Below are 25,025 nucleotides of genomic sequence, written 5' to 3'. Positions count from 1 at the left end.
CGCCGCTGCCGCCCAGGGATCCATGTGCGGTTCATCGGTCGATGATCGGCAATGCGGCCGCAGCGCCACCGGCGTAGCCAAACTCCGGCGTGCGGCACAATCCGGCCTTGTCTTTTGGTATGGATGGTGCAGTCATGGCGATCAAGCAGTGGGCAGCGGGTGTGACAGTTGCAGCGTTTGTGGCCGTCGGCGCCTATTTGTACCTGGACATGGGCGGCCATGCAGCGCCCGAATCGACCTTTGTGCTGCTCGACGGCTCGCGCCAATCGATGGCCGATCTGCGCGGCAAGGTGACGCTGGTGAATTTCTGGGCCACCAATTGCAGCACCTGTGTGGCCGAAATGCCCGCGCTCGCGGCTACCTACGACAAGTACCACACGCAGGGTTTCGACACCCTGGCCGTGGCCATGAGCTATGACCCCCCGAGCTACGTGGTGAACTTTGCCGCAACGCGCAAGCTACCCTTCAAGGTGGCCATCGACAACACCGGCCAGTTGGCCCGGGACTGGGGCGATGTGCGCCTGACACCAACGAGCTTTCTGGTCAACAAGCGCGGCGAGGTCGTCAAGAGCTTCGTCGGCGCTCCCGATTTTCCTGCGCTGCACCGGTTGATCGAGCAGCTACTGGCGCAAAGCTGAGTCAAATCGCCCTCCTGCGCCAGGTAGATCAAGCACCTGTAGCCATCAAAAATACAGCTGCCGAAGATCGTCGCCGGAGCCGTCACTTGGCCCGAAAGCTGTCATGGCAGGATTTGCAGGAGTCGGCGGTGGCGCCAAATGCGGCTTTGAGGCTGTCCAGACTTCCGGTCTGCGCAGCGGCAGCGAGCTTGACGGTTTCGGCTTGCATCTTTTCGGCATGTTCCTTGAACTTGGCCGGCTCGGCCCAGACCTCGGGCCGGGCCTTGGTAGGCGCGCCCTTGTCGGTGCCGGCACTGAAAGCGGGCCAAGGCAGCTTGGCAAGCTGGGCCAGCAGTGCGGCATTGTCTTGCGCCACCTTGGCATCGAACGGCATACGCCCGGTGGCCATGGCGCCCAGGCGGCCGAAATGCTGGCCCATCACGAACAGCGCGCTCTGGCGGTATTTGATCGCGTCCTCGGTTTTGGCAAACTGGGCCGCAGCCGGGGCGCAAAAGGTCAAGGCCGCAGCGGCCAGGGTCAACGCAGCAAGGGTTTTCATCGGAATTTCCTTTTTCGTGGGTGGAACGAGAGCAAATTTTTGTAACGCCGCCGGAGTATGCCGGTTTGATGGCGACTGTGCTGCGGGCCGGTCATTCCGGGTTGACCGGGCCGCGCGCACCGTGCGACCATACATGCCCAGGCTGCCGAGCACGGCACATCACACCGCACACATCATGACACAGCACGCACCATGACGCAGCACACCGTCCGCATCTGGGATCTTCCGACCCGCATCTTCCACTGGGCGCTGGCCGCCTGTGTGGTGGCGCTGGTCATCACCGGCAAACTGGGCGGCAACGCAATGCTGTGGCACCTGCGCCTGGGCCATGTGGTGTTGGCGCTGCTGCTGTTTCGCATCGTCTGGGGCTTGGTCGGCGGGCGCTGGTCGCGCTTTGCGGCCTTCCTGTATTCGCCGGCGCGGCTGCTGCGCTACCTGCGCGGCATGCCCCACCCGCAGGACGACGTTGGCCACAGTCCGCTGGGCGCGCTGTCGGTGTTCTCCTTGCTGGCAGTGCTGCTGGCGCAGGTCGGGACCGGCCTGTTCAGCGACGACGAGATCGCCTTTGCCGGGCCGCTGTCAGCACGGGTATCGAACGCGGTGGTCGAGCAGATGACGAGCTACCACGAGGGCATCGGCCAGTATCTGGTGCTGGGACTGGCGGGCCTGCATCTGCTGGCCATCGTGTTTTATGTGCGCGTGCGGCGGCGGCTGATCCGGCCGATGCTCGATGGCGACAAGCTGCTGGCCAGCGCCGTCGCCCCCTCGCGCGATGACCTCGGCAGCCGGGTCGCAGCGCTGCTGCTGCTGGCCCTGTGTGCCGGGCTGTCATGGTGGCTGTCATCACTGGCATCAGCCGCAGGCTGGTGAGCGAACTCGCTACACTGCGGGCTGTCATCGTTTGAACCCGCGTCGTGGACCCGCCTGCCGTCACCCTGCGCACCCCGTCCTCGCCCGCCGAGATGGAAGCGGTGCGCCAGATCTTTCGCGAGTACGCCAACAGCCTCGGTGTGGACCTGTGCTTCCAGAACTTCGAGAGCGAGCTGGCGCAACTGCCCGGCGACTATGCAGCGCCGCGCGGTGCACTGCTGCTGGCCGAAGTCGAGGGCGCCATTGCCGGCTGCTGCGCGTTGCGCCCGCTGGACAGCGCCGATTACCCCAACGCCAGCGAAATGAAGCGGCTGTACGTGCGCAAGGCGTTTCGCCGTCGCGGCCTGGGGCGCGAGCTGGCCGAGGCCACGCTGGACCGGGCCCGGCAAGCTGGCTACGCCTGTGTCTTGCTCGACACGCTCGACGACATGGAATCGGCCCGCACGCTGTACACCGACCTGGGCTTTGCCGCGATTGCGCCCTACTACCACAACCCGATCGCGGGCGCGCATTACCTCAAGGCCGACATTTCCTGAAGCCTGTCAGCCCTTGGCCTGGGCCAGCAGCCGGTCTGCGCCGCTCACCTCGAATTGGCCCGGGGCTTCGACGTTGAGCGTGACCACCTTGCCATCGCGCACCAGCATCGAGTAGCGGTTGCTGCGCAGTCCCAGGCCCTTGCCGCTCAGATCGAGCGTCAGGCCGGTGGCCTTGGTGAAGGTGGCATCGCCATCGGCCAGCAGGCGCAGCTTGCCGGCGCTCTTTTGCTCACGCGCCCAGGCCCCCATCACGAAGGCGTCGTTGACGCTGATGCACCAGATTTCGTCAACGCCTGCGGCCTTGAATTCATCGGCCTTTTGCAGATAACCGGGCAGATGCCGGGCCGAGCAGGTGGGCGTGAACGCGCCCGGCAGGGCAAACAGCGCGATCGTCTTGCCGGCCGTGGCCTCGACAACGGGCACGGGGTTGGGGCCCACGCTGCAGCCCGGGCCTTCGACTTCGTGATACTCCATCAGCGTGGTTGCGGGCAGGCGGTCTCCGACTTTGATCATGGCTGGCTCTCCTCTGGATGGTGGATTCAACAGGGGGCTTTGCCAGGAAACCTTGCCGGGGAATGGCCCCCACAAGCCCGCACAAAGCAAAGCGACCCACATTGTGGGTCGTTGCGAAAGGCTTTGCCGGGCGCGGGAGATTGTGTCGGCCCGCAGCGCCGGCTGTGGCGCGGCCGCTTACAGCAGGCCGGCCTTTTGCACCAGGCGGCTGGCCACCCAGTTCTTGGTTTTGGACAGCGGACGGCTCTCGGTGATTTCTATCATGTCGCCCAGCTTGTATTCGCCCTTTTCGTCATGGGCGTGGTACTTGCTCGAACGGGCAATGATCTTGCCGTAGAGCTCGTGCTTGACACGGCGCTCGACCAGCACGGTCACGGTCTTTTGCCGCTTGTCACTGACCACCTTGCCGATCAGGGTGCGCTTGAGGGATTTTTGGGCTTCCGTCATGGGTGCTCCTCAGTGGGCGGCTTGCTTTTGCGCAAGAATGGTTTTGGCCCGGGCGATGGCTCGGCGGGTGGTGCGCAGCGTGCTGGTGTTGGACAGTTGCTGGGTTGCCTTTTGCATGCGCAGGCTGAAATGGGCTTTTTGCAGGGCCTTGATTTCGGCTTCGATGCCGGCGACATCTTTTGCGCGCAGTTCAGTGGTTTTCATGGCGGGTTCTCCTGAATCAGGCGCCGATCAGACGGCTGACGAAGGTGGTGCGCAGCGGCAGTTTGGCGGCCGCCAGGCGGAAGGCTTCACGGGCCAGTTCTTCGGGCACACCGACGATCTCGAAAACGATTTTTCCGGGCTGGATTTCGGCCACGTAGTACTCGGGGTTGCCCTTGCCGTTGCCCATGCGCACTTCGGCGGGCTTGGTGGAAATGGGCTTGTCCGGGAACACGCGGATCCAGATGCGGCCGCCACGCTTGACATGGCGGGAGATCGCACGGCGTGCCGCCTCGATCTGGCGGGCCGTCAGCCGGCCACGGTCGGTGCATTTGAGACCGAAATCACCGAAGGCTACGGTAGCACCCCGCGTAGCGACACCGGTATTGCGGCCCTTTTGCTCCTTGCGGTATTTGCGGCGAGCAGGTTGCAACATGCTTATTCTCCCTTTACGTCCGCAGCGGGTGCCGCAGGCGCGGCGACTTTGCGCACGCGCTTGACGGCGGTGTTGTCAGCGCCCCCGGCGCCAGCCGGCTTGTCGCTGCCATCGGCCGGCGCGCTGTTGCCAGCGGCAGGGCGACGCGGTCCACGGCCTGCGCCCGAACGGTCGCCGCCGGGGCGGCCATCACGGCGTGGGCCGCGTGGGCGGCGCTCTTCGTCCGGGCGCGGGGTTTCCACGGCGGGCAGGTCGTTGCGGCCCAGCGTGTCGCCTTTGTAGACCCAGACCTTGACGCCGATCACGCCATAGGTGGTCTTGGCTTCCGAGGTGCCGTAGTCGATGTCCGCACGCAGCGTGTGCAGCGGCACGCGGCCTTCGCGGTACCACTCGCAACGCGCGATTTCGATGCCGTTGAGCCGGCCGGACGACATGATCTTGATGCCCTGTGCCCCCAGACGCATCGCGTTTTGCATCGCGCGCTTCATCGCGCGGCGGAACATGATGCGCTTTTCCAACTGCTGCGTGATGCTGTCGGCGATCAGCTTGGCGTCGATTTCCGGCTTGCGCACTTCTTCGATGTTCACTGCCACCGGCACGCCCAGGCGCACGGCGAGTTCCTTTTTCAGGCTCTCGATGTCTTCGCCTTTCTTGCCGATCACCACACCGGGACGGGCCGAGTAAATGGTGATGCGCGCGTTCTTGGCCGGGCGCTCGATCAGGATGCGCGAGACGGCGGCGTTCTTGAGCTTGGTCTTGAGGTACTCGCGCACCTTGATGTCTTCGGCCAGCATGCCGGCGAAATCGCGGTTGTCGGCGTACCAACGGCTGGCCCAGTTGCGGCTGACCGCAAGGCGAAAGCCGGTAGGATGGATTTTCTGTCCCATGGTCCTGGCCCTTTAGTTGCCTACCGTCACGTACACATGGCACGTCGGCTTGCTGATGCGGTTGCCGCGACCTTTGGCGCGCGCGGCGGAGCGCTTGAGGGTGGTGCCTTGCTCGACATGGATGGTCTTGACCTTCAGTTCGTCGATGTCGGCACTATCGTTGTGTTCGGCGTTGGCGATGGCCGACTCCAGCACCTTCCGGATGATTCCTGCAGCTTTTTTCTGCGTGAAGTTCAGGATGTTCAGCGCTTGATCGACCTTCTTGCCGCGAATCAGGTCAGCGACCAGACGACCCTTGTCGACCGACAGACGGACACCCCGCAAGATGGCATGTGTTTCAGGCATGGTCGACTCCTTACTTCTTGACTTTCTTGTCAGCGGGGTGGCCCTTGAAGGTGCGCGTCAGGGCGAATTCGCCCAGCTTGTGGCCCACCATCTGGTCGGTGACATAGACCGGCACATGCTGCTTGCCGTTGTGCACGGCGATGGTCAGACCGATGAACTCGGGCAGCACCATGGAGCGACGCGACCAGGTCTTGACGGGTTTCTTGTCCTTGGTGGCGACGGCTTTTTCGACCTTGGCCAGCAAGTGATGGTCAACAAATGGACCCTTTTTGAGAGAGCGAGTCATCCGTTACCCCTTACTTCTTGCGACGCGACACGATCATGCTCTGTGTGCGCTTGTTGTTGCGGGTGCGATAACCCTTGGTCAGATTGCCCCAGGGATCGACGGCATGGCGGCCTTCACCGGTGCGGCCTTCGCCGCCACCGTGCGGGTGATCCACCGGGTTCATGGCCACGCCGCGCACCGTGGGACGGATCCCCATCCAGCGCTTGACCCCGGCTTTGCCCAGTTGGCGCAGGCTGTGCTCTTCGTTGGCCACCTCGCCGATGGTGGCGCGGCATTCGATGTGGATCTTGCGCACCTCGCCCGAGCGCATGCGCACTTGGGCGTAGGTGCCTTCGCGCGCCAGCAGCGTGGCCGAGGCGCCGGCCGAGCGGGCGATCTGCGCGCCGGCACCGGGCTTGAGCTCGATGCAGTGGATGGTCGAACCCACGGGGATGTTGCGGATCGGCAGCGTGTTGCCGGCGCGGATCGGGGCCTCCGCGCCGGACAGCAGCGTGGCGCCCACTTCCAGGTTGCGCGGCGCGATGATGTAGCGCCGTTCACCGTCGGCGTAGCACACCAGCGCGATATGGGCCGTGCGGTTCGGGTCGTACTCGATGCGCTCGACCTTGGCCGCAATGCCGTCCTTGTTGCGCTTGAAGTCCACCACCCGGTAGTGGTGCTTGTGACCACCGCCCTTGTGGCGGGTGGTGATGTGGCCGTTGTTGTTGCGGCCCGCTTTCTGGAACTGGGGCTCCAGCAGCGGGGCATGGGGCTGGCCCTTGTGCAGGTGCTCCCGCGTGACCTTCACCACGGCGCGGCGCCCGGGCGAGGTGGGTTTCATCTTGATGACAGCCATGATTTACGCGGCCTCCCCGGAGAATTTCAGTTCTTGACCGGGCTGCAGCGTGACATAGGCCTTGCGGACATTGTCGCGGCGGCCGATCGTCTTGCCGGTGCGCTTGGTCTTGCCCTTGGTATTGAGCACGGAAACACCCTTGACCTGAACCTTGAACAGCAACTGCACAGCGGCCTTGATCTCCGGCTTGGTGGCGTTTTGCAGCACCTTGAACGTCACGGCATTGGACTTGTCGGCAAGCATCGTGGCCTTTTCGGAGACGATGGGAGCGACCAGCACCTGCATCAGACGTGCTTCGTCGAAGTGGGGCGCGCTCATGCGAACATCTCCTGGAGTTTGTCGATTGCGCCCTTGGTGACGAGCACTTTCTTGAAGCGCACCAGCGACACGGGATCGGCGTAACGGGGCTCGACGACGAGCACGTTCACCAGGTTGCGCGCTGCCAGATACAGGTTTTCGTCGACTTCATCGGCAATCACCATCACCGATTGCAGGTTCATCGCCTTGAACTTGTCGGCCAGGACCCGGGTCTTGGGCGAGTCGAGCTTGATCGATTCGACCACCGCCAGACGGCCTTCGCGGGCCAACTGCGAGAAGATCGCCGACATGCCGGCGCGGTACATCTTCTTGTTGATCTTGTGCGTGAAGTTCTCGTCCGGCATGTTCGGAAAAATCCGGCCACCCCCGCGCCACAGCGGCGAGGAGGTCATGCCGGCGCGCGCATTGCCCGTGCCCTTTTGCTTGAACGGCTTCCTGGTCGAGTGCCGGACCTGCCCACGGTCTTTCTGGGCGCGGGTGCCTTGGCGTGCGTTGGCCTGGTAGGCGACCACGATCTGGTGCACCAGCGCTTCGTTGTATTCGCGACCGAAAACGGTTTCGGGCACATCCAGCCGGGATGCGCCCTGGCCTTGGTCATTCAGGAGTTCGAGCTGCATCAGTTCGCTCCTTTCGCAGCCTGGCTCCGGACGGCCGGACGCACCGTCACGAACCCGCCCTTGGAGCCCGGGATGGCGCCCTTGATCAACAGCAGTTGCCGCGCTTCGTCGATGCGGATCAGGTCGAGATTTTGCGTGGTCCGGGTGGCATCGCCGAGGTGGCCCGTCATCCGCTTGCCGGGGAACACGCGGCCCGGGTCCTGCGCCATGCCGATCGAGCCGGGCACGTTGTGCGAACGGCTGTTGCCGTGCGAGGCGCGCTGCGACCGCATGTTGTGGCGCTTGATGGTGCCGGCATAGCCCTTGCCGATCGAGGTGCCTTGCACATCGACCTTCTGGCCCACGGAAAACACCGACGTTATCGCCACCGATGCGCCCGCCTGGTACTGGGCGGCGGTATCGGCGCTGACGCGAAATTCCTGGATGATCTCTCCGGCTTGCACCCCTGCCTTGGCAAGGTGGCCGGCTTCGGGCTTGCTCACGCGCGAGGCCTTGCGCGCACCGAACGTGACCTGCAAGGCGACATAGCCGTCGTTCTCTTGGGTTTTGACCTGGGTCACGCGGTTGTCGGACACATCGACCACCGTGACAGGCACTGCGTCCCCATCATCGGTGAACAGACGCATCATGCCCACTTTGCGACCCAGCAACCCGAGGGAGTTGCTCAGACTCATTGGTTTCTCCAAAACTTCCACCGCCGCAACTTCAATTGGCTGCGGCGTTTGCACCTCAGGTGCGTGAAAGAAGGGTTGATAAGACTTCGGTTGCCATCATGCGCTACAGGCGGCTTTCCCGGGCCGGCGCCCAATCAGGCAAGCCGCAGAGTATAGCGCGCGAACCCGGTTTTTTCCAGCCAGGTTCGCATGGCTTGAATCATTGCAGCTTGATTTCGACATCCACGCCCGCAGGCAGGTCGAGCTTCATCAGTGCGTCCACCGTCTTGTCGGTGGGGTCGACGATGTCCATCAGGCGCTGGTGCGTGCGGATTTCGAGCTGGTCGCGGCTGGTCTTGTTGACATGCGGCGAGCGCAGGATGTCAAAACGCTTCATGCGCGTTGGCAAGGGCACGGGGCCCTTGACGATGGCGCCGGTGCGCTTGGCGGTGTCGACGATCTCGGCTGCGGACTGGTCGATCAGCTTGTAATCGAATGCCTTCAGGCGGATGCGGATTTTTTGCTTGGACATGGCAGGTTCCTGGTTTTGCGGGCGCATCAGGCCAGGATCTTGGCCACGACACCAGCGCCCACGGTGCGGCCGCCTTCGCGGATCGCAAAGCGCAGACCTTCTTCCATCGCGATCGGGTTGATCAGCTTGACCGTGATCGATACGTTGTCGCCCGGCATCACCATTTCCTTGTCCGCCGGCAACTCGATGGCCCCGGTCACGTCCGTGGTGCGAAAGTAGAACTGCGGCCGGTAGTTGTTGAAAAACGGCGTGTGCCGCCCTCCTTCGTCCTTGCTCAGCACGTAGACCTCGGCGGTGAAGTGGGTGTGCGGCTTGATCGAGCCGGGCTTGCACAGCACCTGCCCGCGTTCCACGTCTTCGCGCTTGGTGCCGCGCAGCAGCAGGCCGACGTTGTCGCCGGCCTGGCCCTGGTCAAGCAGTTTGCGGAACATCTCCACGCCGGTGCAGATGGTTTTTTGCGTGTCGCGGATGCCGACGATTTCGATTTCTTCGCCCACCTTGATGACGCCGCGCTCGACGCGGCCGGTGACCACGGTGCCGCGGCCGGAGATCGAGAACACGTCTTCCACCGGCATCAGGAAGGTGCCGTCTATCGCGCGCTCGGGCGTCGGGATGTAGGTGTCCAGCGCGTGCGCGAGCTTCATGATGGCTTGTTCGCCTTGCACGCCCTTGTCGCCTTCGAGCGCCAGCTTGGCCGAGCCGCGAATGATCGGGGTGTCGTCGCCGGGGAAGTCGTACTTGTCGAGCAGTTCGCGCACTTCCATCTCGACGAGTTCGAGCAGTTCTTCGTCATCGACCATGTCGCATTTGTTCAGGAACACGACGATGTAAGGCACGCCCACCTGGCGGGCCAGCAGGATATGCTCGCGGGTCTGGGGCATGGGGCCGTCGGCGGCCGAGCACACCAGGATGGCGCCGTCCATCTGGGCGGCGCCGGTGATCATGTTCTTCACATAGTCGGCGTGGCCGGGGCAGTCGACATGGGCGTAGTGGCGGTTGGCCGTCTCGTATTCCACATGGGCGGTGTTGATGGTGATGCCACGGGCCTTTTCTTCGGGCGCTGCATCGATCTGGTCATAAGCCTTGGCTTCGCCGCCGAACTTGGTAGACAGCACGGTGGCGATGGCCGCCGTCAGCGTTGTCTTGCCATGGTCGACGTGACCGATGGTGCCCACGTTGACGTGGGGCTTGGTGCGCTCGAACTTTCCTTTTGCCATTTCCAATTCTCCAAAGAGCAAGTCCTGTGTGGTGGTTTAACGTCTGCACCGGGTGGCTGTATCGCCCCGCACAGGGGACAGGGCGGCGCCCGATCGCAGACCAGACAAAGCTCAGATCAGGGGGTGTTTCTCACTTTGCGCGCGCGGCCACGATGGCTTCAGACACGTTGCGCGGCGCTTCGCTGTAATGCTTGAATTCCATCGTGTAGGTGGCGCGGCCTTGCGACATCGAACGCAGCGTGGTCGAGTAGCCGAACATTTCGGACAGCGGCACTTCGGCCTTGATGGCCTTGCCGCCACCGACCATGTCGTCCATGCCTTGCACCATGCCACGGCGTGAGGACAGGTCGCCCATCACGTTGCCGGCATAGTCTTCCGGCGTTTCCACTTCCACGGCCATCATCGGCTCCAGGATCACCGGGGAGGCCCTCTTGCAGCCTTCCTTGAAGCCGAAGATGGCGGCCATCTTGAACGCCAGTTCGTTCGAGTCGACATCGTGGTACGAGCCGAAGTGCAGCGTGACCTTGACATCGACCACCGGGTAGCCGGCCAGCACGCCTTGGGTCACGGCTTCGTTGACCCCTTTTTCCACGGCCGGGATGTATTCGCGCGGCACCACACCGCCCTTGATGGCGTCGATGAACTCTATGCCCTTGCCGGCTTCGTTGGGCTCGATCTTGAGCACGACATGGCCGTACTGGCCCTTGCCGCCGGACTGGCGCACGAACTTGCCTTCGGCTTCCTGCACCGTCTTGCGGATGGTTTCGCGGTAGGCCACCTGGGGCTTGCCCACGTTGGCCTCGACGCCGAATTCACGCCGCATGCGATCGACGATGATTTCCAAGTGCAACTCGCCCATGCCGCCGATGATGGTCTGGCCCGACTCCTCGTCGGTGCTGACACGAAATGACGGGTCTTCGGCGGCCAGGCGCGACAGCGCAATCCCCATCTTTTCCTGGTCGGCCTTGGACTTGGGCTCCACCGCCTGGCGAATCACGGGCTCGGGAAACACCATGCGCTCGAGCGTCACGATGGCCGTCGGGTCGCACAGGGTTTCGCCGGTGGTCACATCCTTCAGGCCGACGCAGGCAGCGATGTCTCCGGCGCGGATTTCGTCGACTTCCTGGCGCTCGTTGGCGTGCATCTGCACGATGCGGCCGATGCGCTCCTTTTTGCCGCGCACCGGGTTGTATACGGTGTCGCCCTTGGCAAGCACGCCGGAGTACACGCGCACAAAGGTCAGTTGGCCCACGAACGGGTCGGTCATCAGTTTGAACGCCAGGGCCGAGAACTTCTCGCCGTCGTCGGCCCTGCGGGTGACCGCCTTGTCGTCTTCATCAAAGCCGGGCACGGGGGGCACGTCCAGCGGTGAGGGCAAGAGTTCGATCACGGCGTCGAGCATGCGCTGCACGCCCTTGTTCTTGAACGCAGTGCCGCACATCATCGGCTGGATTTCGCCGGCAACGGTGCGCGCGCGCAGGCCGCTGGTGATCTCGTCCTCCGACAAATCACCCTCTTCCAGGTACTTGTTCATCAGCTCTTCAGAGGCTTCTGCCGCCGCTTCCACCATCTTCTCGCGCCATTCCTTGGCGCTGGCTTGCAGCGCGGCGGGAATGTCCTCGAATCTGAACTTCATGCCCTGGGAGGCTTCGTCCCAGATGATGGCCTTCATCTTGCGCAGATCGACCACCCCCGTGAAATGCTCTTCGGCGCCAATCGGAATCACGATGGGCACGGGGTTGGCCTTCAGGCGCAGCTTCATCTGGTCGACGACCTTGAAGAAGTTGGCGCCGGTGCGGTCCATCTTGTTCACGAAAGCCAGACGCGGCACCCGGTACTTGTTGGCCTGGCGCCAGACGGTTTCCGACTGGGGCTGCACGCCACCGACGGCGCAATACACCATGCAGGCGCCGTCGAGCACGCGCATGGAACGCTCCACTTCGATGGTGAAATCGACGTGGCCGGGAGTGTCGATGATGTTGATGCGGTGCTCGGGAAAGGACATGTCCATGCCCTTCCAGAAGCAGGTGGTGGCCGCCGAGGTGATCGTGATGCCACGCTCTTGCTCTTGCTCCATCCAGTCCATGGTGGCCGCGCCGTCGTGCACTTCACCAATCTTGTGGTTCACACCGGTGTAGAAAAGAATGCGCTCGGTCGTCGTGGTCTTGCCAGCGTCGATATGGGCCGAGATACCGATGTTGCGGTAGCGCTCCAGGGGGGTCTTGCGAGCCATGGGGATCCTTGCGATGGGTCGTGTTGTTCAGGGGCGGGCCAGCATTGCGGCGCTGCAACCCGTCAGGTTCGTGAGCGCCTTCCCGCTCCAAGGCTGCCGGCAGCCTTGGCGACGGGCGCCAGACGGTGGGTGCGTCAGGCAGATGCGTCCGATGAATGCCCGGCGTTCAAAAACGAAAGTGACTGAACGCCTTGTTGGCTTCGGCCATACGGTGCACTTCGTCGCGCTTTTTCATTGCACCGCCACGGCCTTCGGTGGCTTCGAGCAACTCGTTGGCCAGACGTTGGGCCATCGACTTTTCGCCACGCTTGCGGGCCGCTTCCTTGATCCAGCGCATCGACAGCGCCAGCCGGCGGACAGGACGCACCTCCACCGGCACCTGGTAGTTGGCACCGCCGACACGGCGGGACTTGACTTCGACCATGGGTTTGACGTTGTTGATGGCCACGGTGAAGGCTTCCAGAGGGTCCTTGTCGGGGTGCTTTTTCTCTATCAGTTCCAGGGCGCCATAGATGATGCGCTCGGCAACCGCCTTCTTGCCGCTTTCCATGATCACGTTCATGAATTTGGACAGCTCTACATTGCCAAACTTGGGATCCGGCAGGATTTCACGCTTGGGGACTTCGCGACGACGTGGCATTTTTTCACCTCATTTGCTTCAGTTGGCATCTTTGCAGACACCGCGGGGATCATGCAAAACCCCCACTTACTCGACCCGCGCAAGACATTTGCGCTTTCGGGTCACTACGCTGCAACGCCGCGCCACGCGGCAAGCAGCACCGAAATATCTGCAACGCTCACTTGGCCTTGGGCTTTTTGGCGCCGTACTTGGAGCGCGCCTGTTTGCGGTCTTTCACGCCTTGCAGGTCGAGCGAGCCGCGCACGATGTGGTAGCGCACACCGGGCAGGTCCTTGACACGACCGCCGCGCACCAGCACCACGCTGTGCTCTTGCAGGTTGTGGCCTTCACCGCCGATGTAGGAGATGACCTCGGAACCGTTGGTCAGACGCACCTTGGCGACCTTGCGCAAAGCGGAGTTGGGCTTCTTGGGCGTCGTGGTGTACACCCGGGTGCACACGCCACGGCGCTGCGGCGAGTTTTCCATCGCAGGGCTTTTGGACTTGATCTTTTCGACCTCGCGCCCCTGACGGACCAGTTGATTGATGGTTGGCATGAAATACGTCCCTGAACGTCAAAACCGCAAAAACGGCAAGCGGACAATCCTTCGGAAATCCCGAAAAGCCTTCTAATGTAGCCGGACCGGACTGCGCCGGCAAGCCCCGGCCTCGTCCAATTCAAAATTCAGCCATGCGCCCGGGCGCGCCGATCGGATGCAGGGGAAGGTCCGTGAATTCCGACGCCCCCCTCGACATGGTCGGCGGCGCCGGACCAGTGTCGCGTCACCGATCAGATGTCGTAGGCTGCGCGCAGCCATCGGAGCGCAGCGCAAGGCGCATCGTGCAGCCAATACCGAGCGTATTGGCAAGCGATGCAACGCCGCGATGCGCTTCGATGGCCAGCGCAGACCGACAGATGATCGGTGACGCGACACTAGGCTGGGCCGCAACGGCCCACACCGGTTGCGCTGGCACCGGTCGACGACGCGCGCAGGCGTCAGCTGATTCCGATGCTTGCCAGGATGGCTTGCCGATCCTGATCTAGCTGCGGTGGTTGCCGCACCAGCGGCGTTCGGTGCGCTCCCACATGCACGGGACTTCCTGCCACGGTCAGGCTCTGCCCATTTCGCGCCTGCACCTGTATCAGCATTTGCCGGGATTGGATCTGCGGGTCATTGCACACAGCCGCCAGATCGTTATAGGGGCCGGTCGGAATGTCGTTCGACATCAGCACTTCTTGCCAGTCGGCGCATGGGGCCGAGTTCAGTTGTCGTTCGATCAGCGCCTTCAGCGCCTCATGATGCAGGCAACGCAAGTGGTTGGTCAAAAATCGCGGGTCCTCGATCAATCCATGCAAGCCCAATACCGCGCACAGCTTGCGGAACACCGCATCATTGCCCGCTGCGATGACGAGCCAGCCATCTCGTGCACGAAAGACGTCAAAGGGCGTGATGGACGGGTGTCGCGAACCCAGAGGGCCAGGCACACGCCCGTCGACCTGCATCCGGGAAATGGCATTTTCCAGCAGAGCCACCTGGCAGTCGAGCATCGCCACATCCACCCGATCCCCGAAGCCCGTGCGCTCGCGCTGCAACAGTGCCGCCTGAGTTCCTACCGCAGCATACAGACCCGCCGCCAAGTCACCGATCGACACACCGACCCGTGTCGGCAACGCACCCGGCTGGCCCGTCAGACTCATGATGCCCCCCATTGCCTGCACCACCATGTCATACGCTGGCCGTTTGCTGTACGGCCCCGTCTGGCCAAAGCCGGATACCGAGGTGTAGACCAAGCGCGGTAGCCGCTCATGCAGCGCCTCCCAGACATACCCCAGTTTCTCCATCGTGCCCGGACGAAAGTTTTCGACCAGCACATCCGCCGTTTGGAGCAAGGACTCGAAAATCTGACGATCGTCAGCCGACTTCAGATCCAGCGCAATGGACTCCTTGTTGCGATTCACCGACATGAAGTAGGCCGAGTCGCCCTCGACAAAGGGACCGATATGACGGGCATCGTCTCCTACTCCCGGCTGCTCCACCTTGATCACTCGCGCACCAAGATCGGCAAGCAGCAAGGTGCAATAAGGGCCCGCCAGCACGCGGGTCAGATCGATGATGGTGTAACCATCCAAGGGGCCTTTTGATGAATGTGACACCGGTGTTCTCATTCCATGGTGACGCCGTGGCGCAGGATCGACTCTTTGGCTTTCCTGCCCTCGGCCATGGCCCACTCGCGGAACTCCGCAAGCGAGGCAGACGGCTTTGCTTCATTGCCGGACTTTGCCAACTTGGCCTGCACTTGCGGGTCATCGAGTGCGATGACACTTGCATCGAACAACTTCTGCGCTATGTCCGTTGGCAGTCCCGCTGGCCCGAATAATCCGAACCAGAACGTTTGGTCATAGCCCTTGACGCCAATTTCAGCCATGCCGGGTATGTCCGGGAACATCGGCGAGCGTGCCTCGGAGGTCACCGCCAAGACACGCAACTTGCCTCCTTGGGCCATGGGCAGAACCGAAGGCGGGGTGCCAAATGCGAGCTGGACATCGCCACTGGCGACCGCCAGCAGCGCAGGGGCGCCTCCCTTGAAAGGCACATGGAGCATGGAAATACCTGCGGCCCGCGCGAAGGAAAGTGCAGCCAGGTGGGTCGCCACGCCGATGCCCGACGATGCATAGGAGAGCTTGCCCGGGCTTTGCCTGGCAAACGCAATCAATTCTTGCGCCGTGTTCGCCGGGAAGTCTTTGTTGACTGCCAAAAGCATCGGCGCAGAGCTCCAGCGGGAGATCGGCACAAAGCTTTTGGCGCCGTCGTAAGTCACGTTCCTGTAGAGAATTTGATCGCTGCCGTACAGATTCGAACTCCCCAGAAGCAAGGTGTAGCCATCGGGTGCTGCATGTGCGACCAAGACCGAACCGATGGTGGTGCCCGCACCGGGACGGTTGTCTATGACGATGGCTTGCCCCAGCACGCGACTCATCTTGTTCGTGACGATCCGGGCGACGGTGTCTGCGCCGCCCCCGGTTGGAAACCCGACCACCAAGGTGATTGGCTTGGCTGGATATGACTGCGCGACGGCACTGGCCGACAAAGTGATGATCACCGCAAGTGCGAGCAAACGCCTGACATGCTGCACGCTTGTCCCCGGTGTGAGAGATTGGTTTTTTGCGCCTCAGCGCCCCGCGAAAATCGGGCGCCGTTTCTCTTGCCACGCGCGCCCTCCTTCCGCCAGATCCTCAGACTGCAGGCTGCGCTTGACATCCGCCGCCACCGCAGCCGGGTCAACAATGCCCCGGGCGATGTGGTTGAGGTGTTTCTTCATGCCCAGCAGGGGCAGCGGCGCCATCGCGCTGAGCGTGCCCGAGAGCCGTTGCAACTGTTCATCAAATGCAGCGCGATCGACGAGGTGCGTCAGAAATCCGCTGGCGTACATGGACTGCGCGTCCATCTTCTCGCCCGTCAGGAACAATCTTTTGGCGACATCGACCCCGAGCCGGCTGACATAGCGCTCCATGCCGGACAGGTAAAAGTGCAGCCCCAACCGGGCGGCAGGCATGAACATCTCGGTGTCTTGACTGCCGATTCGAAAATCGCATGCCAGCGCCATGTCTGTCGCACCGCCGTAAACTCCGCCATGGACGGCCGCGATGGTTACCGCTGTGCATTTTTCGAGTTCATCGACCATTTTTCCGAATCTGCTGCCCTCGGTCTGGCTATCCTTGGCAATGGCCGATATATCAAACCCGCTACAAAAGTGCTTTCCTTGCGCACGAAGAACCAAAACCAGCACCTCGGGCGTTTGGTCTACCGTTTGAAAATGCCTGCACAGCTCGGTCAGGTCCTCCGTCGTCAGCTTGTTTGCGGCTTCAGGTCGTTGCAGCGTGACGCAGGCAACACGGCCATTGATCTGCAGGGATGGAAGTTGGCGCATCATGGGGCGTCAGATATGTCAAAGAATTCTCTGAATACTTTTACATTGATGCACCCCGTACAAACCCCCGCCCCTTTGAACCTTCAAGACCGCATTCGACCGCATTCGCAAGCACTTGGAGGAGGAGATCCCGTCCGGTGCGCTGTCCCCGGGCGCCCCTATCGATGAGAAAAATTGGCGTTGCGCCTCGATGCTTCGCGAACGCCTGTGCGCAAAGCACTGCTGTTGCTGGGTGTCCAGGGGCTTGTCGATATCGTGCCGCGCACGGGCATCCATGTGCGCAAGCTGCGGGCCAGCGAACTCATTGCCATGATGGAGGAGGCCCTGGACGAACTGGAGGACGTGCTCACCCGCTGGGCTGCGCGTCGCATCGTTGCATCCCGAAGGCCGATGCTGCAGACAGCCTTGGAAGGGACTGCCCGTTGCGCACAAACCAACGATATCGCCAGCTACGAGGACGCCAATGCCACCCTGCATGAAGTCATCTACCTTGCCAGCGGAAACCCCTTCATTCCTGTCCAACGACTTGCGCTGAAAGTCTGACCATGGTGCGGCAGCCGCCAAAGAAAGATGGGGTGCCAGTCCATGGCGTGATGCGCCGCATCGAGGGATGTTGGGTCAGATGCACTGGAGCCGTGCATCCCGCCTCTACTTGATCCACAGCCGGATCGCATCCCAGGCACGGCCCAGAATGCCGGCCTCCTGCACGTCTTCGAGCGCCACCAGCGGCACCTCGCCCAGCGTCTGGTCACCGAGCATCACCTGCAAGGTGCCGATCGACTGGCCCTTGGTGTATGGGGCGACCAGCGGGTCGGGGCGTGCGATCCGGGTGGTGATCCTGCCGGTGCTGCCTGCGGGCACGGTCATGACGATGGCCTCTTCATGGCCGATCTTGAGCTGGCTCGTCCGACCCTTCCAGACCGCCGGCGTTGCCACCGGCTGGCCGGCATCGAACAGCTTGACGGCCTCGAACGCGGTGTAACCCCAGTTCAGCAGTTTCTGGCTTTCGTTGGCACGCGCGCTTTCGCTGGCCGCGCCCAACATGATGGACAGCAGACGGCGCTGGCCCAGGCCGGGGAACTCGCGCTTGGCGGTGGCCACCAGGCAGTAGCCCGCAGCGGCGGTGTGCCCGGTCTTGAGGCCATCCACGGTCGGGTCGCGGTACAGCAGCGTGTTGCGGTTGTTGGCGTTGCTGGCCGGCGTGCCGGGGTAGCTGTACTGCTTGGTGGCGTAGTAATGCATGTGCTGCGGGAAGTCCTTCATCAGGCGCGTGGCCAGCAGGCCCAGATCGCGCGCCGTCGACAGGTGGCCAGGCTCGGTCAGACCCTCGGGGTTTTTGTAGCTCGTGCTCTGCATGCCCAGGGCCTTGGCCTGTTCGTTCATCAGTTTGACGAAGTTCTCGGCCGTGGCGCCCACGCCTTCGGCCAGGGCCATGGCGGCGTCGTTGCCCGACTGGACGATCATGCCCTTGAGCAGATCTTCGACCGGCACCTGCATCGTGGGGTCGATGAACATGCGCGAGCCGGGCATCTTCCAGGCGCGCTCGCTCACGGGCAGATTTTGCTGGAGCGATATTTTTTCGGCGCGCAGTGCGTCGAACACCAGATAGGCCGTCATCAGCTTGGTCAGCGAGGCCTGTTCCACCGGCGCGTCGATGTTCTTGGCCGCCAGCACCTGGTTGGCGGTGACATCCAGCAGGATATAGGCGCGCGCGGCGATTTCGGGCGGCTGTGGCGCCTGGGCGTGGGCACCGAAGGCAGCAGGGGCCAGCGCAGCCAAGATGGCCAGGGGGCGTAGCACGGACAGGATGCGTTTCATGGGGTGGGGCGGCTCGAAAAAAAGATACGAGTTTCTCATGGCGCCCTGCGCCACCCGCGCGCGGCCCCTGGCGGCGCCCCCTGCGGGGCGGGCAGCGGCGGCGGTTCAGGGGGTCATATTTCGATTTTCGACCCCAGTTCCACCACCGCATTGCTGGGCAGATGCAGGAAGTCGGCGGCGCCGCTGGCGTTGTGGTGCATCTGGGCAAACAGCTTTTCGCGCCAGGGGGCCATGCCGCTGCCGATGGTCGGGATGACGGTGTCGCGCGACAGGAAGTAGCTGGTGCTCATCGGCTCGATGTCGCAACCGCGCCCGCGCAACAGCGCCAGCGCGCGCGGCAGGTCCAGGTCGTTCTTGAAGCCATAGTGGATCACGACCTGCCAGCAGTCATGGCCCAGCGACTCGATCTGCAACCGCCTGTCCAGCCCGATCCACGGGGTTTCGTGGTTGTGCACGGTGACGAACAGGTTTTGCTGGTGCAGCACCTTGTTGTGCTTGAGGTTGTGCAGCAGCGCATTGGGCACTGCGCCGGTTCCGGCGGTCAGGAAGACGGCGGTGCCTTCGACGCGCGTGGGCGGGTTGGTGAAGACCGACGCCAGAAAATCCTTCAGATCGAGGGCGTCGGCACGCAGCTTGACGTTGAGCAGCCTGCGCCCTTCCTTCCAGGTCATCATCAGCGCAAACACGATGCCACCGATCATCAGCGGGAACCAGCCACCCTGGAACAGCTTGAGCAGGTTGGAGGCAAAGAAGGCCAGGTCGACCACGGCGAAACAGCCGGTGGCCGCTACACACAGCGCCAGCGGGTAGCCCCAGCCGTAACGGATCACAAAGAAGGTCAGCGTGGTGGTGATCAGCATGTCCAGCGTCACGGCGATCCCGTAGGCCGCCGCCAGGTTGCTCGACGAGCGGAACATCACGACCGCCAGCACGATGGCCACGAACAACCCCCAGTTGACCAGCGGCATGTAGATCTGGCCGGTATCGCGCACGCTGGTGTGCTGTATGCCCAAGCGCGGCAGATAGCCCAGTTGTATCACCTGCTTGGTCACGCTGAAGGCGCCGGTGATCAAGGCCTGCGAGGCGATCACCGTGGCCATGGTGGCCAGCACCACCAGCGGGATCAGCGCCCAGTCGGGCGCCATCATGTAAAACGGATTGCGGACCGCCCCGGGTTCGGCCAGCAGCAGCGCCCCCTGGCCAAAGTAGTTCAGCGTCAGCGCAGGCATGGCCACGCCGAACCAGGCCAGGCGGATGGGCCGCTTGCCGAAATGCCCCAGGTCGGCGTACAGCGCTTCCGCCCCGGTGACGCACAGCACCACGGCGCCCAGGATGATGAAACTGGTGCCCGGGTTGGCGAACATGAAGCCCAGCGCATGGTGCGGGCTCAAGGCCCACAGGATCTCGGGGTGCCCCAGGATATGCGCCAGGCCCAGCAGGGCAATGCTGGCAAACCACACCAGGGTGATGGGGCCAAAGAACCTGCCGATGCCACCGGTGCCGCGCTTTTGCACGGCGAAAAGGCAAAACAGCACCACCAGCGTGATCGGGATCACGTACTTCTTGAAGTGGGGCGAGACCACCTCCAGCCCCTCGATGGCCGACAGCACCGAAATCGCCGGGGTGATGACGCCATCGCCATAGAACAGCGAGGTGCCGAAGATGCCCACCGCCAGCAGCGCCGAGCGCAGACGGGGTTTGTCCTTGACGGCCTGGGAGGCCAGGGCCAGCATCGCGACCAAGCCGCCTTCGCCATGGTTGTCGGCGCGCAGCACCAGCACCACGTACTTGAGCGAGACAATGACCGTCAGCGTCCAGAAGAAGATGGACAGGATGCCGTAGACATTGCTCTGGGTGAACGGCACATGGCCGGACCCGAAGACCTCCTTGACGGCATACAGCACGCTGGTGCCGATGTCACCGTAGACCACACCGATGGCGCCCAGCGTGAGCGCTGCGAGCGATGACTTGGAACTTTGCACTGACCACCACCCCGGCGCGCTGGGTCGGACGGGGCTCCGTTGCTTTGAGGAGCGCTATTGTGCGCTCGCGCTGCGCCCGTGATGCGCCCGTGCTGCGCGCCTGCGCTGCACGGGCGCCGGCTCGCGCGTCCGGCGGGGGAAGTCACCTCAGTCGTACACCTCGGCATCCGGGTTGGTCGCCTCCAGCTCATAGCTGGCCGCCAGCATGGCCAGGCGCGCCACCACGCCATACATATAAAAACGGTTCGGGCCGCTGACACCGGGACGAACGCCGGACTGGGGCGACGGGGTGCTGTGCTCGAAAGCCAGTGGCACAAAGCCGGCATCCGGCGGACTCTCGTCGTCGCCACGCTCGGCGTGGATGCGGTAAAAGCCACCCACCACATAGCGGTCCATCATGTAGACCACGGGCTCGGCTATCGCGTCATTCACCCGCTCGCGGGTCAGAACGCCCTCCTGGACGATGAGCGCGCTGGCCGGCTGACCGTCCTTGCCGAACACCATCATGTGGCGCACCTTGCGCTGCAACGCATCGAGATCCTTGGTCTCGCGCACGGTCATGATGCCCATGTCGGGACGGCCGTTGTCCGCCTTGACGGTGACGAACGGTTTCTCGTTGATGCCATATTCCTTGTACTTGCGGCGCACCTTGGCCAGCAGGGCGTCCACCGTGGTCTGCAACTGCCCCAGGCCCTTGCCCCCGGTGCCGTCCACTGCAGCGCACTGGCTGTACATGGGGTTGATGAGCCAGGGGTCTATGCCCAGCATCTTGCCCAAACGCTTGGCCACTTCTTCGTAATTCTTGAAGTGGGTGCTCAAGCGGCGCACGCTCCGGCCGGCATGCAGCGGGGGCAACAGGTACTGCTCGTGAATCTCTTCCAGGATGCCCGGCGGCCCCGCCAGCAAATCGTTGTTCAGCAAGATGGTGCAGGGGTCAAAGTCCTTCAGACCCAGACGGCGCTTGGTGCGCACCACGGGTTCGAGCGTCACGCTGTCGCCGTTGGGCAGCTTGATCAGGGTGGGCTTTTTGATCTCGGGGCTGATCGAGCCCACGCGCACATTCAGACCCGCCATGTTGAAGATGCGCTGCAACTGCACCACGTTGGCCAGGTAGAAGGTATTGCGCTGGTGGTTCTCGGGAATGATCAGCAGGTTGCGCGCCTCCGGGCAGATCTTCTCGATGGCGGCCATCGCCGCCTGCACCGCCAGCGGCAGCATCTCGGTGGTCAGGTTGTTCCAGCCACCCGGAAACAGGTTGCTGTCCACCGGCGCCAGCTTGAAGCCCGCATTGCGGATGTCGACCGAGGTATAGAACGGCGGCTGATGCTCCATCCATTCCAGGCGGAACCAGCGTTCGATGGCAGGCATCGAGTCGAGGATGCGCTGTTCGAGTTCGTTGATCGGCCCGGTCAGGGCCGTGATGAGATGCGGAACCATGGCAACAAACCCCCGGAAAGCGCTGGCGCTCGATTGTAGGGACTTGGGGGTCAGACCGAGGCTTCGCAAGCCCTGCCCGTGATGGCCCTCCTGGCACCGGCGGCGAGCAGCATGCCGGCCCCACTGGGGTAGCTCCGCTTGACAGTGGCCACAGAATGATCAACAATATTGATGTTTTATCTTTTGGCGCCATGATCGCTCAACGCAACAGAGAGGTTACTGTCCCATGTCCACCGCACAGACCATCGCACCGAGCATCCCGGCAGACCCCGCCACACTCAGGCGCGCCATGACCGCAGGGGTCATCGGTCATTTTGTCGAATGGTACGACTATGGCGTTTATGCCTATGTCGCAACGATTCTCGCCGTGGTGTTTTTTGCTCCATCGGATCCGACTGCGGCGTTGCTCTCGGTCTTTGCCACTTTCGCGGTGGCCTTTTTCGCCCGACCGCTCGGCGGGTTGATTTTCGGATACCTTGGCGACCGGATCGGACGGCAACGCTGTCTGGCATTCGTCATCGTGCTGATGTCGGTTGCGACCTTCACGATCGGTATCTTGCCAACCTATGAACAAGTGTCGGTGCTGGCACCTGTTTTGCTGCTGATCTGCCGCATCGTTCAAGGACTGTCCGCAGGCGGCGAGATTGCGGGGGCATCCTCATTCATCAATGAATATGCCCCCCAGGGCCGACGCGGCTTGTTTTCAAGTCTGCTGCCCGCAGCGTCGGCCGTGGGATTGCTGCTCGGTGCCCTGCTGATGGCCATTTTGACGGCGAATCTATCGGCGCAACAGATGATCGCCTGGGGCTGGCGTGTCCCTTTCCTGATTGCGCTACTGCTGGGGGCCGCCGGCCTTTATTTGCGGATCAAAATCGAAGACACACCCATGTTCCGTGCATTGGTGAGCGCAGCCAAAACCGAGGCCAATCCGCTGAAGGCGAGTATCATGCAACAGTCCCGATGGATTGCCGTCGCCTTCGGGGCCACGCTCACCTATGGCGTCGGCTTTTATACGATCCTCAGTTACATGCCATCCTATCTCAGGCTCGTCTCGAAATTCGACCAGACTTCGGTATTTGCCATCACGGCAGTGACCCTGATCGCTCATATCATCGCGCTGCCGATGTGGGGTGCGCTCTCGGATCGCGTGGGGCGACGCCCGGTGATCCTTGGCGCCAGTCTGGCACTCATGGTCGTCACCTACCCGGCCTTTCTTCTGCTGGCACAAGGCAATACCCCGATCACCGGCATGATCGGGGGCGCCTTCATGGCCATCCTCATTGCTGCCGGTGCTGCGCCACTTTTTGCCTATATGGCGGAGATGTTTCCCACCACGGTCCGGGCGAGTTCCATTTCCATTGGCTACAACGCTTCGGTCATGTTGTTTGGTGGAACTGCGCCATTCATCGCCACCTACCTCATCCAATCGACAGGCAGCCAGGTTGCACCGAGTTTCTACCTGGTGGCTGCTGCAGCCTGCGCTGCACTGACCCTGCTCTTTGCCGGCACCAACGATAAAAGCCACCGCATTGAATTGAGACAGAGCTAATCGGGACATTCGTGGTATTGATTTTTGTAAAGGATGCAGCATGACTGATGCAAAGCACGGCGAAACCATACAAGGCCCGATGTCATACGGACATTGGATTGCAGGTCGTGAAACACACTCGGGGGGCGCCAGCTTTCCCTCCCATAACCCGACGACAGGCGCCGAGTGGGGGCGGTTCGCCTTGGGATCGCAAGATACGGTCGGGGATGCCGTAGCGGCGGCAACAGCCGCGTTCGAGGGCGCCGAATGGTCGTCACTGTCGCCTACGCGCCGGGGCCGGTTGATGATGCGCTGGGGCGATGCCATTGCGCAGCATGCCGAAAAACTGGGGGCACTGGAAACCAGTCAGAATGGCAAGCTGCTATCCGAGATGGTACTGCAGGCGCGCATCGTGCCCGACTGGCTTTATTACTATGGTGGTCTGGCAGACAAGATCGAGGGCCGGGTCATTCCGGTCGAACGGCGTTCGGTACTCAACTATACGCGGCGGGAGGCGCTGGGCGTGGTGGGCGTCATCATGCCGTGGAATTCGCCGCTTTTCCTGACGACGATGGCGGTGGCGCCGGCGCTTGCGGCGGGCAATACCGTCGTCATCAAGCCGTCCGAAGTAAGCTCCGCGTCAATCATCGAAGCCGTCAAATTGGCCGAGCAGATCGGATTTCCACGCGGCGTTCTGAATGTCGTGACCGGTGGGCGTGAAACGGCAGAGGCGCTCATCGACCATTGCGGGGTTGCCAAGATCGCTTTCACCGGAGGGGTCGAGGCGGGCCGCGCAGTCGGTGTGCGGGCCGCCCGGCGCATGGCGCAGGTCACTCTGGAGTTGGGTGGTAAATCGGCGAATATCGTGTTCCCGGATGCAGATTTGGCCCAGGCCAGGGCGGGACTGCTGGCCGGTATTTTTGCCGCAGCGGGACAGACCTGTGTGGCTGGCTCGCGCGCGTTCGTGCACCGCAGCATTCACGATCGATTGCTGGCCGAACTCGCCGAGCGGGCAAAAAATATCAGGATCGGCAACCCCCTCGATCCCGCGACGCAAATGGGGCCGGTGGCAACGAAGGCGCAACTCGACAAGGACGAGTCAATGGTGCGCCGGGCCATCGATGAAGGCGCCCAAGTGGTTCATGGCGGCTGCCGCGCTGCGGTAGACGGGTTTCCCGGGGGATATTTCTATACCCCGACCATTCTCACGGGCGTCAGCCCCGGGAGCTATATTGCACAAAACGAAGTATTCGGTCCGGTGCTGTCGGTCATTCCCTTTGATGATGAAGACGAGGTCATCGCGCTGGCCAACGGAACAGGCTTTGGTCTCGCAGCAGGCATTTGGTCGCTCAATATTCGCCAGGCGCATCGGGTGGCCAACCAATTGCAGGCGGGAACCGTCTGGGTCAACATGTATCGGGCCATGAGCTTCAATTCGCCATTCGGCGGCTACAAGGCCAGTGGCATCGGTCGGCAAAACGGCATCGAAGCGATCGACTCCTACCTGCAAACCAAGAGTATCTGGTGCGAACTCAGTCAAGAGGTGCAAGACCCCTTTGTGATGCGTGCCTGAAACCTGATGCAGGTGTTTCCTTTTCATTGACCGACTG

30 protein-coding genes are annotated in these 25,025 nt (G+C 62.6%); 6 read left to right on the top strand and 24 right to left on the bottom strand.

Translation table 11 applies throughout. The features are described from left to right. Positions 1–134 precede the first annotated feature (134 nt). Positions 135–638 carry a TlpA family protein disulfide reductase gene (locus VEIS_RS06240; RefSeq protein ID WP_011809056.1) on the top strand — a complete coding sequence of 168 codons (504 nt, stop codon included), beginning with the start codon at positions 135–137 and terminating at the stop codon, positions 636–638. An 82-nt stretch (positions 639–720) separates the two neighbouring features. On the opposite strand, the gene VEIS_RS06235 is transcribed toward VEIS_RS06240, so the two are convergent. Further along, positions 721–1,176, bottom strand: a complete 456-nt coding sequence (locus tag VEIS_RS06235; protein ID WP_011809055.1) for a c-type cytochrome — start codon at positions 1,174–1,176, stop codon at positions 721–723. A gap of 192 nt (positions 1,177–1,368) precedes the next feature. Here VEIS_RS06235 and VEIS_RS06230 point away from each other — a divergent pair, with 192 nt between their 5' ends. Together VEIS_RS06230 and VEIS_RS06225 are read left to right on the top strand one after the other, a co-directional pair. Beyond that, a complete protein-coding gene (locus tag VEIS_RS06230; protein WP_011809054.1) occupies positions 1,369–2,046 on the top strand; it encodes a cytochrome b/b6 domain-containing protein in 678 nt (225 codons plus the stop codon). Between the two features lie 44 nt (positions 2,047–2,090). After that, entirely contained in the window at positions 2,091–2,582 is a 492-nt protein-coding gene (locus VEIS_RS06225) for a GNAT family N-acetyltransferase (RefSeq protein ID WP_011809053.1), read from the top strand. A gap of 6 nt (positions 2,583–2,588) precedes the next feature. Here VEIS_RS06225 and VEIS_RS06220 read toward each other — a convergent pair whose 3' ends face one another. From VEIS_RS06220 to VEIS_RS06130, 20 genes are all read right to left on the bottom strand, one after another. After that, a complete protein-coding gene (locus VEIS_RS06220; protein ID WP_011809052.1) occupies positions 2,589–3,095 on the bottom strand; it encodes a peroxiredoxin in 507 nt (168 codons plus the stop codon). Positions 3,096–3,272: 177 nt separating this feature from the next. Then, positions 3,273–3,542, bottom strand: coding sequence for a 30S ribosomal protein S17 (gene rpsQ / locus VEIS_RS06215; RefSeq protein ID WP_011809051.1), 270 nt, complete (start codon positions 3,540–3,542; stop codon positions 3,273–3,275). 9 nt (positions 3,543–3,551) lie between these two features. Next, positions 3,552–3,746 carry a 50S ribosomal protein L29 gene (gene rpmC, locus VEIS_RS06210; RefSeq protein WP_011809050.1) on the bottom strand — a complete coding sequence of 65 codons (195 nt, stop codon included), beginning with the start codon at positions 3,744–3,746 and terminating at the stop codon, positions 3,552–3,554. Positions 3,747–3,762: 16 nt separating this feature from the next. Then, complete coding sequence (gene rplP / locus VEIS_RS06205; RefSeq protein WP_011809049.1) at positions 3,763–4,179, bottom strand: 50S ribosomal protein L16; 417 nt, start codon at positions 4,177–4,179, stop codon at positions 3,763–3,765. A gap of 2 nt (positions 4,180–4,181) precedes the next feature. Continuing rightward, complete coding sequence (gene rpsC / locus VEIS_RS06200; RefSeq protein WP_011809048.1) at positions 4,182–5,066, bottom strand: 30S ribosomal protein S3; 885 nt, start codon at positions 5,064–5,066, stop codon at positions 4,182–4,184. Between the two features lie 12 nt (positions 5,067–5,078). Continuing rightward, complete coding sequence (rplV, locus tag VEIS_RS06195) at positions 5,079–5,411, bottom strand: 50S ribosomal protein L22 (protein ID WP_011809047.1); 333 nt, start codon at positions 5,409–5,411, stop codon at positions 5,079–5,081. 10 nt (positions 5,412–5,421) lie between these two features. After that, a complete protein-coding gene (rpsS, locus tag VEIS_RS06190; RefSeq protein WP_011809046.1) occupies positions 5,422–5,697 on the bottom strand; it encodes a 30S ribosomal protein S19 in 276 nt (91 codons plus the stop codon). Between the two features lie 10 nt (positions 5,698–5,707). Next, positions 5,708–6,532, bottom strand: a complete 825-nt coding sequence (rplB, locus tag VEIS_RS06185; protein WP_011809045.1) for a 50S ribosomal protein L2 — start codon at positions 6,530–6,532, stop codon at positions 5,708–5,710. Positions 6,533–6,535: 3 nt separating this feature from the next. After that, on the bottom strand, positions 6,536–6,850 hold the full coding sequence (rplW, locus tag VEIS_RS06180) for a 50S ribosomal protein L23 (protein WP_011809044.1): 315 nt from the start codon (positions 6,848–6,850) through the stop codon (positions 6,536–6,538). Further along, positions 6,847–7,467, bottom strand: a complete 621-nt coding sequence (gene rplD / locus VEIS_RS06175) for a 50S ribosomal protein L4 (protein ID WP_011809043.1) — start codon at positions 7,465–7,467, stop codon at positions 6,847–6,849. The genes rplW and rplD overlap by 4 nt, the downstream gene beginning before the upstream one ends. Continuing rightward, the gene (gene rplC / locus VEIS_RS06170; RefSeq protein ID WP_011809042.1) at positions 7,467–8,141 is read right to left on the bottom strand and encodes a 50S ribosomal protein L3; all 675 of its coding nucleotides are present in this window, start codon (positions 8,139–8,141) and stop codon (positions 7,467–7,469) included. Before rplC ends, rplD begins: the two co-directional genes overlap by 1 nt. Positions 8,142–8,340: 199 nt before the next feature. Beyond that, a complete protein-coding gene (gene rpsJ, locus VEIS_RS06165; protein WP_005796953.1) occupies positions 8,341–8,652 on the bottom strand; it encodes a 30S ribosomal protein S10 in 312 nt (103 codons plus the stop codon). Positions 8,653–8,678: 26 nt separating this feature from the next. Continuing rightward, positions 8,679–9,869: an elongation factor Tu gene (gene tuf / locus VEIS_RS06160; RefSeq protein ID WP_011809041.1), complete on the bottom strand. Its 1,191-nt coding sequence runs from the start codon at positions 9,867–9,869 to the stop codon at positions 8,679–8,681. Positions 9,870–9,999: 130 nt separating this feature from the next. Further along, positions 10,000–12,102 carry an elongation factor G gene (fusA, locus tag VEIS_RS06155; protein ID WP_011809040.1) on the bottom strand — a complete coding sequence of 701 codons (2,103 nt, stop codon included), beginning with the start codon at positions 12,100–12,102 and terminating at the stop codon, positions 10,000–10,002. Between the two features lie 166 nt (positions 12,103–12,268). After that, positions 12,269–12,742 (bottom strand): 30S ribosomal protein S7, encoded by a 474-nt coding sequence (gene rpsG, locus VEIS_RS06150; protein WP_011809039.1) that lies wholly within the window; start codon positions 12,740–12,742, stop codon positions 12,269–12,271. Between the two features lie 157 nt (positions 12,743–12,899). Beyond that, positions 12,900–13,277: a 30S ribosomal protein S12 gene (gene rpsL / locus VEIS_RS06145; protein ID WP_011809038.1), complete on the bottom strand. Its 378-nt coding sequence runs from the start codon at positions 13,275–13,277 to the stop codon at positions 12,900–12,902. 72 nt (positions 13,278–13,349) lie between these two features. Further along, positions 13,350–13,655 (bottom strand): hypothetical protein, encoded by a 306-nt coding sequence (locus VEIS_RS28330; RefSeq protein WP_157048415.1) that lies wholly within the window; start codon positions 13,653–13,655, stop codon positions 13,350–13,352. A 62-nt stretch (positions 13,656–13,717) separates the two neighbouring features. Further along, a complete protein-coding gene (locus tag VEIS_RS06140) occupies positions 13,718–14,887 on the bottom strand; it encodes a CaiB/BaiF CoA transferase family protein (RefSeq protein WP_011809037.1) in 1,170 nt (389 codons plus the stop codon). Next, complete coding sequence (locus VEIS_RS06135) at positions 14,884–15,837, bottom strand: Bug family tripartite tricarboxylate transporter substrate binding protein (protein ID WP_232287859.1); 954 nt, start codon at positions 15,835–15,837, stop codon at positions 14,884–14,886. The genes VEIS_RS06140 and VEIS_RS06135 overlap by 4 nt, the downstream gene beginning before the upstream one ends. Before the next feature lie 54 nt (positions 15,838–15,891). Then, positions 15,892–16,653: an enoyl-CoA hydratase/isomerase family protein gene (locus tag VEIS_RS06130; RefSeq protein WP_011809035.1), complete on the bottom strand. Its 762-nt coding sequence runs from the start codon at positions 16,651–16,653 to the stop codon at positions 15,892–15,894. 171 nt (positions 16,654–16,824) lie between these two features. Here VEIS_RS06130 and VEIS_RS06125 point away from each other — a divergent pair, with 171 nt between their 5' ends. Further along, positions 16,825–17,193, top strand: a complete 369-nt coding sequence (locus tag VEIS_RS06125; protein WP_011809034.1) for an FCD domain-containing protein — start codon at positions 16,825–16,827, stop codon at positions 17,191–17,193. A gap of 105 nt (positions 17,194–17,298) precedes the next feature. On the opposite strand, the gene VEIS_RS06120 is transcribed toward VEIS_RS06125, so the two are convergent. The 3 genes from VEIS_RS06120 to gshA form a co-directional block, all read right to left on the bottom strand. Continuing rightward, the gene (locus VEIS_RS06120; RefSeq protein WP_041949843.1) at positions 17,299–18,468 is read right to left on the bottom strand and encodes a D-alanyl-D-alanine carboxypeptidase family protein; all 1,170 of its coding nucleotides are present in this window, start codon (positions 18,466–18,468) and stop codon (positions 17,299–17,301) included. 113 nt (positions 18,469–18,581) lie between these two features. Next, on the bottom strand, positions 18,582–20,450 hold the full coding sequence (locus tag VEIS_RS06115) for a potassium transporter Kup (RefSeq protein WP_011809032.1): 1,869 nt from the start codon (positions 20,448–20,450) through the stop codon (positions 18,582–18,584). A gap of 147 nt (positions 20,451–20,597) precedes the next feature. Beyond that, on the bottom strand, positions 20,598–21,887 hold the full coding sequence (gshA, locus tag VEIS_RS06110; protein WP_011809031.1) for a glutamate--cysteine ligase: 1,290 nt from the start codon (positions 21,885–21,887) through the stop codon (positions 20,598–20,600). A gap of 226 nt (positions 21,888–22,113) precedes the next feature. On the opposite strand from gshA, the gene VEIS_RS06105 reads away from it, so the two are divergent. After that, positions 22,114–23,436 (top strand): MFS transporter, encoded by a 1,323-nt coding sequence (locus tag VEIS_RS06105; protein ID WP_011809030.1) that lies wholly within the window; start codon positions 22,114–22,116, stop codon positions 23,434–23,436. Between the two features lie 40 nt (positions 23,437–23,476). After that, a complete protein-coding gene (locus VEIS_RS06100) occupies positions 23,477–24,988 on the top strand; it encodes an aldehyde dehydrogenase (protein WP_011809029.1) in 1,512 nt (503 codons plus the stop codon). Positions 24,989–25,025 lie beyond the last annotated feature (37 nt).

It is taken from the genome of Verminephrobacter eiseniae EF01-2, from assembly GCF_000015565.1.
GTDB classification, from domain to species: Bacteria; Pseudomonadota; Gammaproteobacteria; order Burkholderiales; family Burkholderiaceae_C; genus Acidovorax; species Acidovorax eiseniae.
Note: the sequence above shows the minus strand (reverse complement) of the source record. Positions and strands in the feature narration are given on the sequence as shown.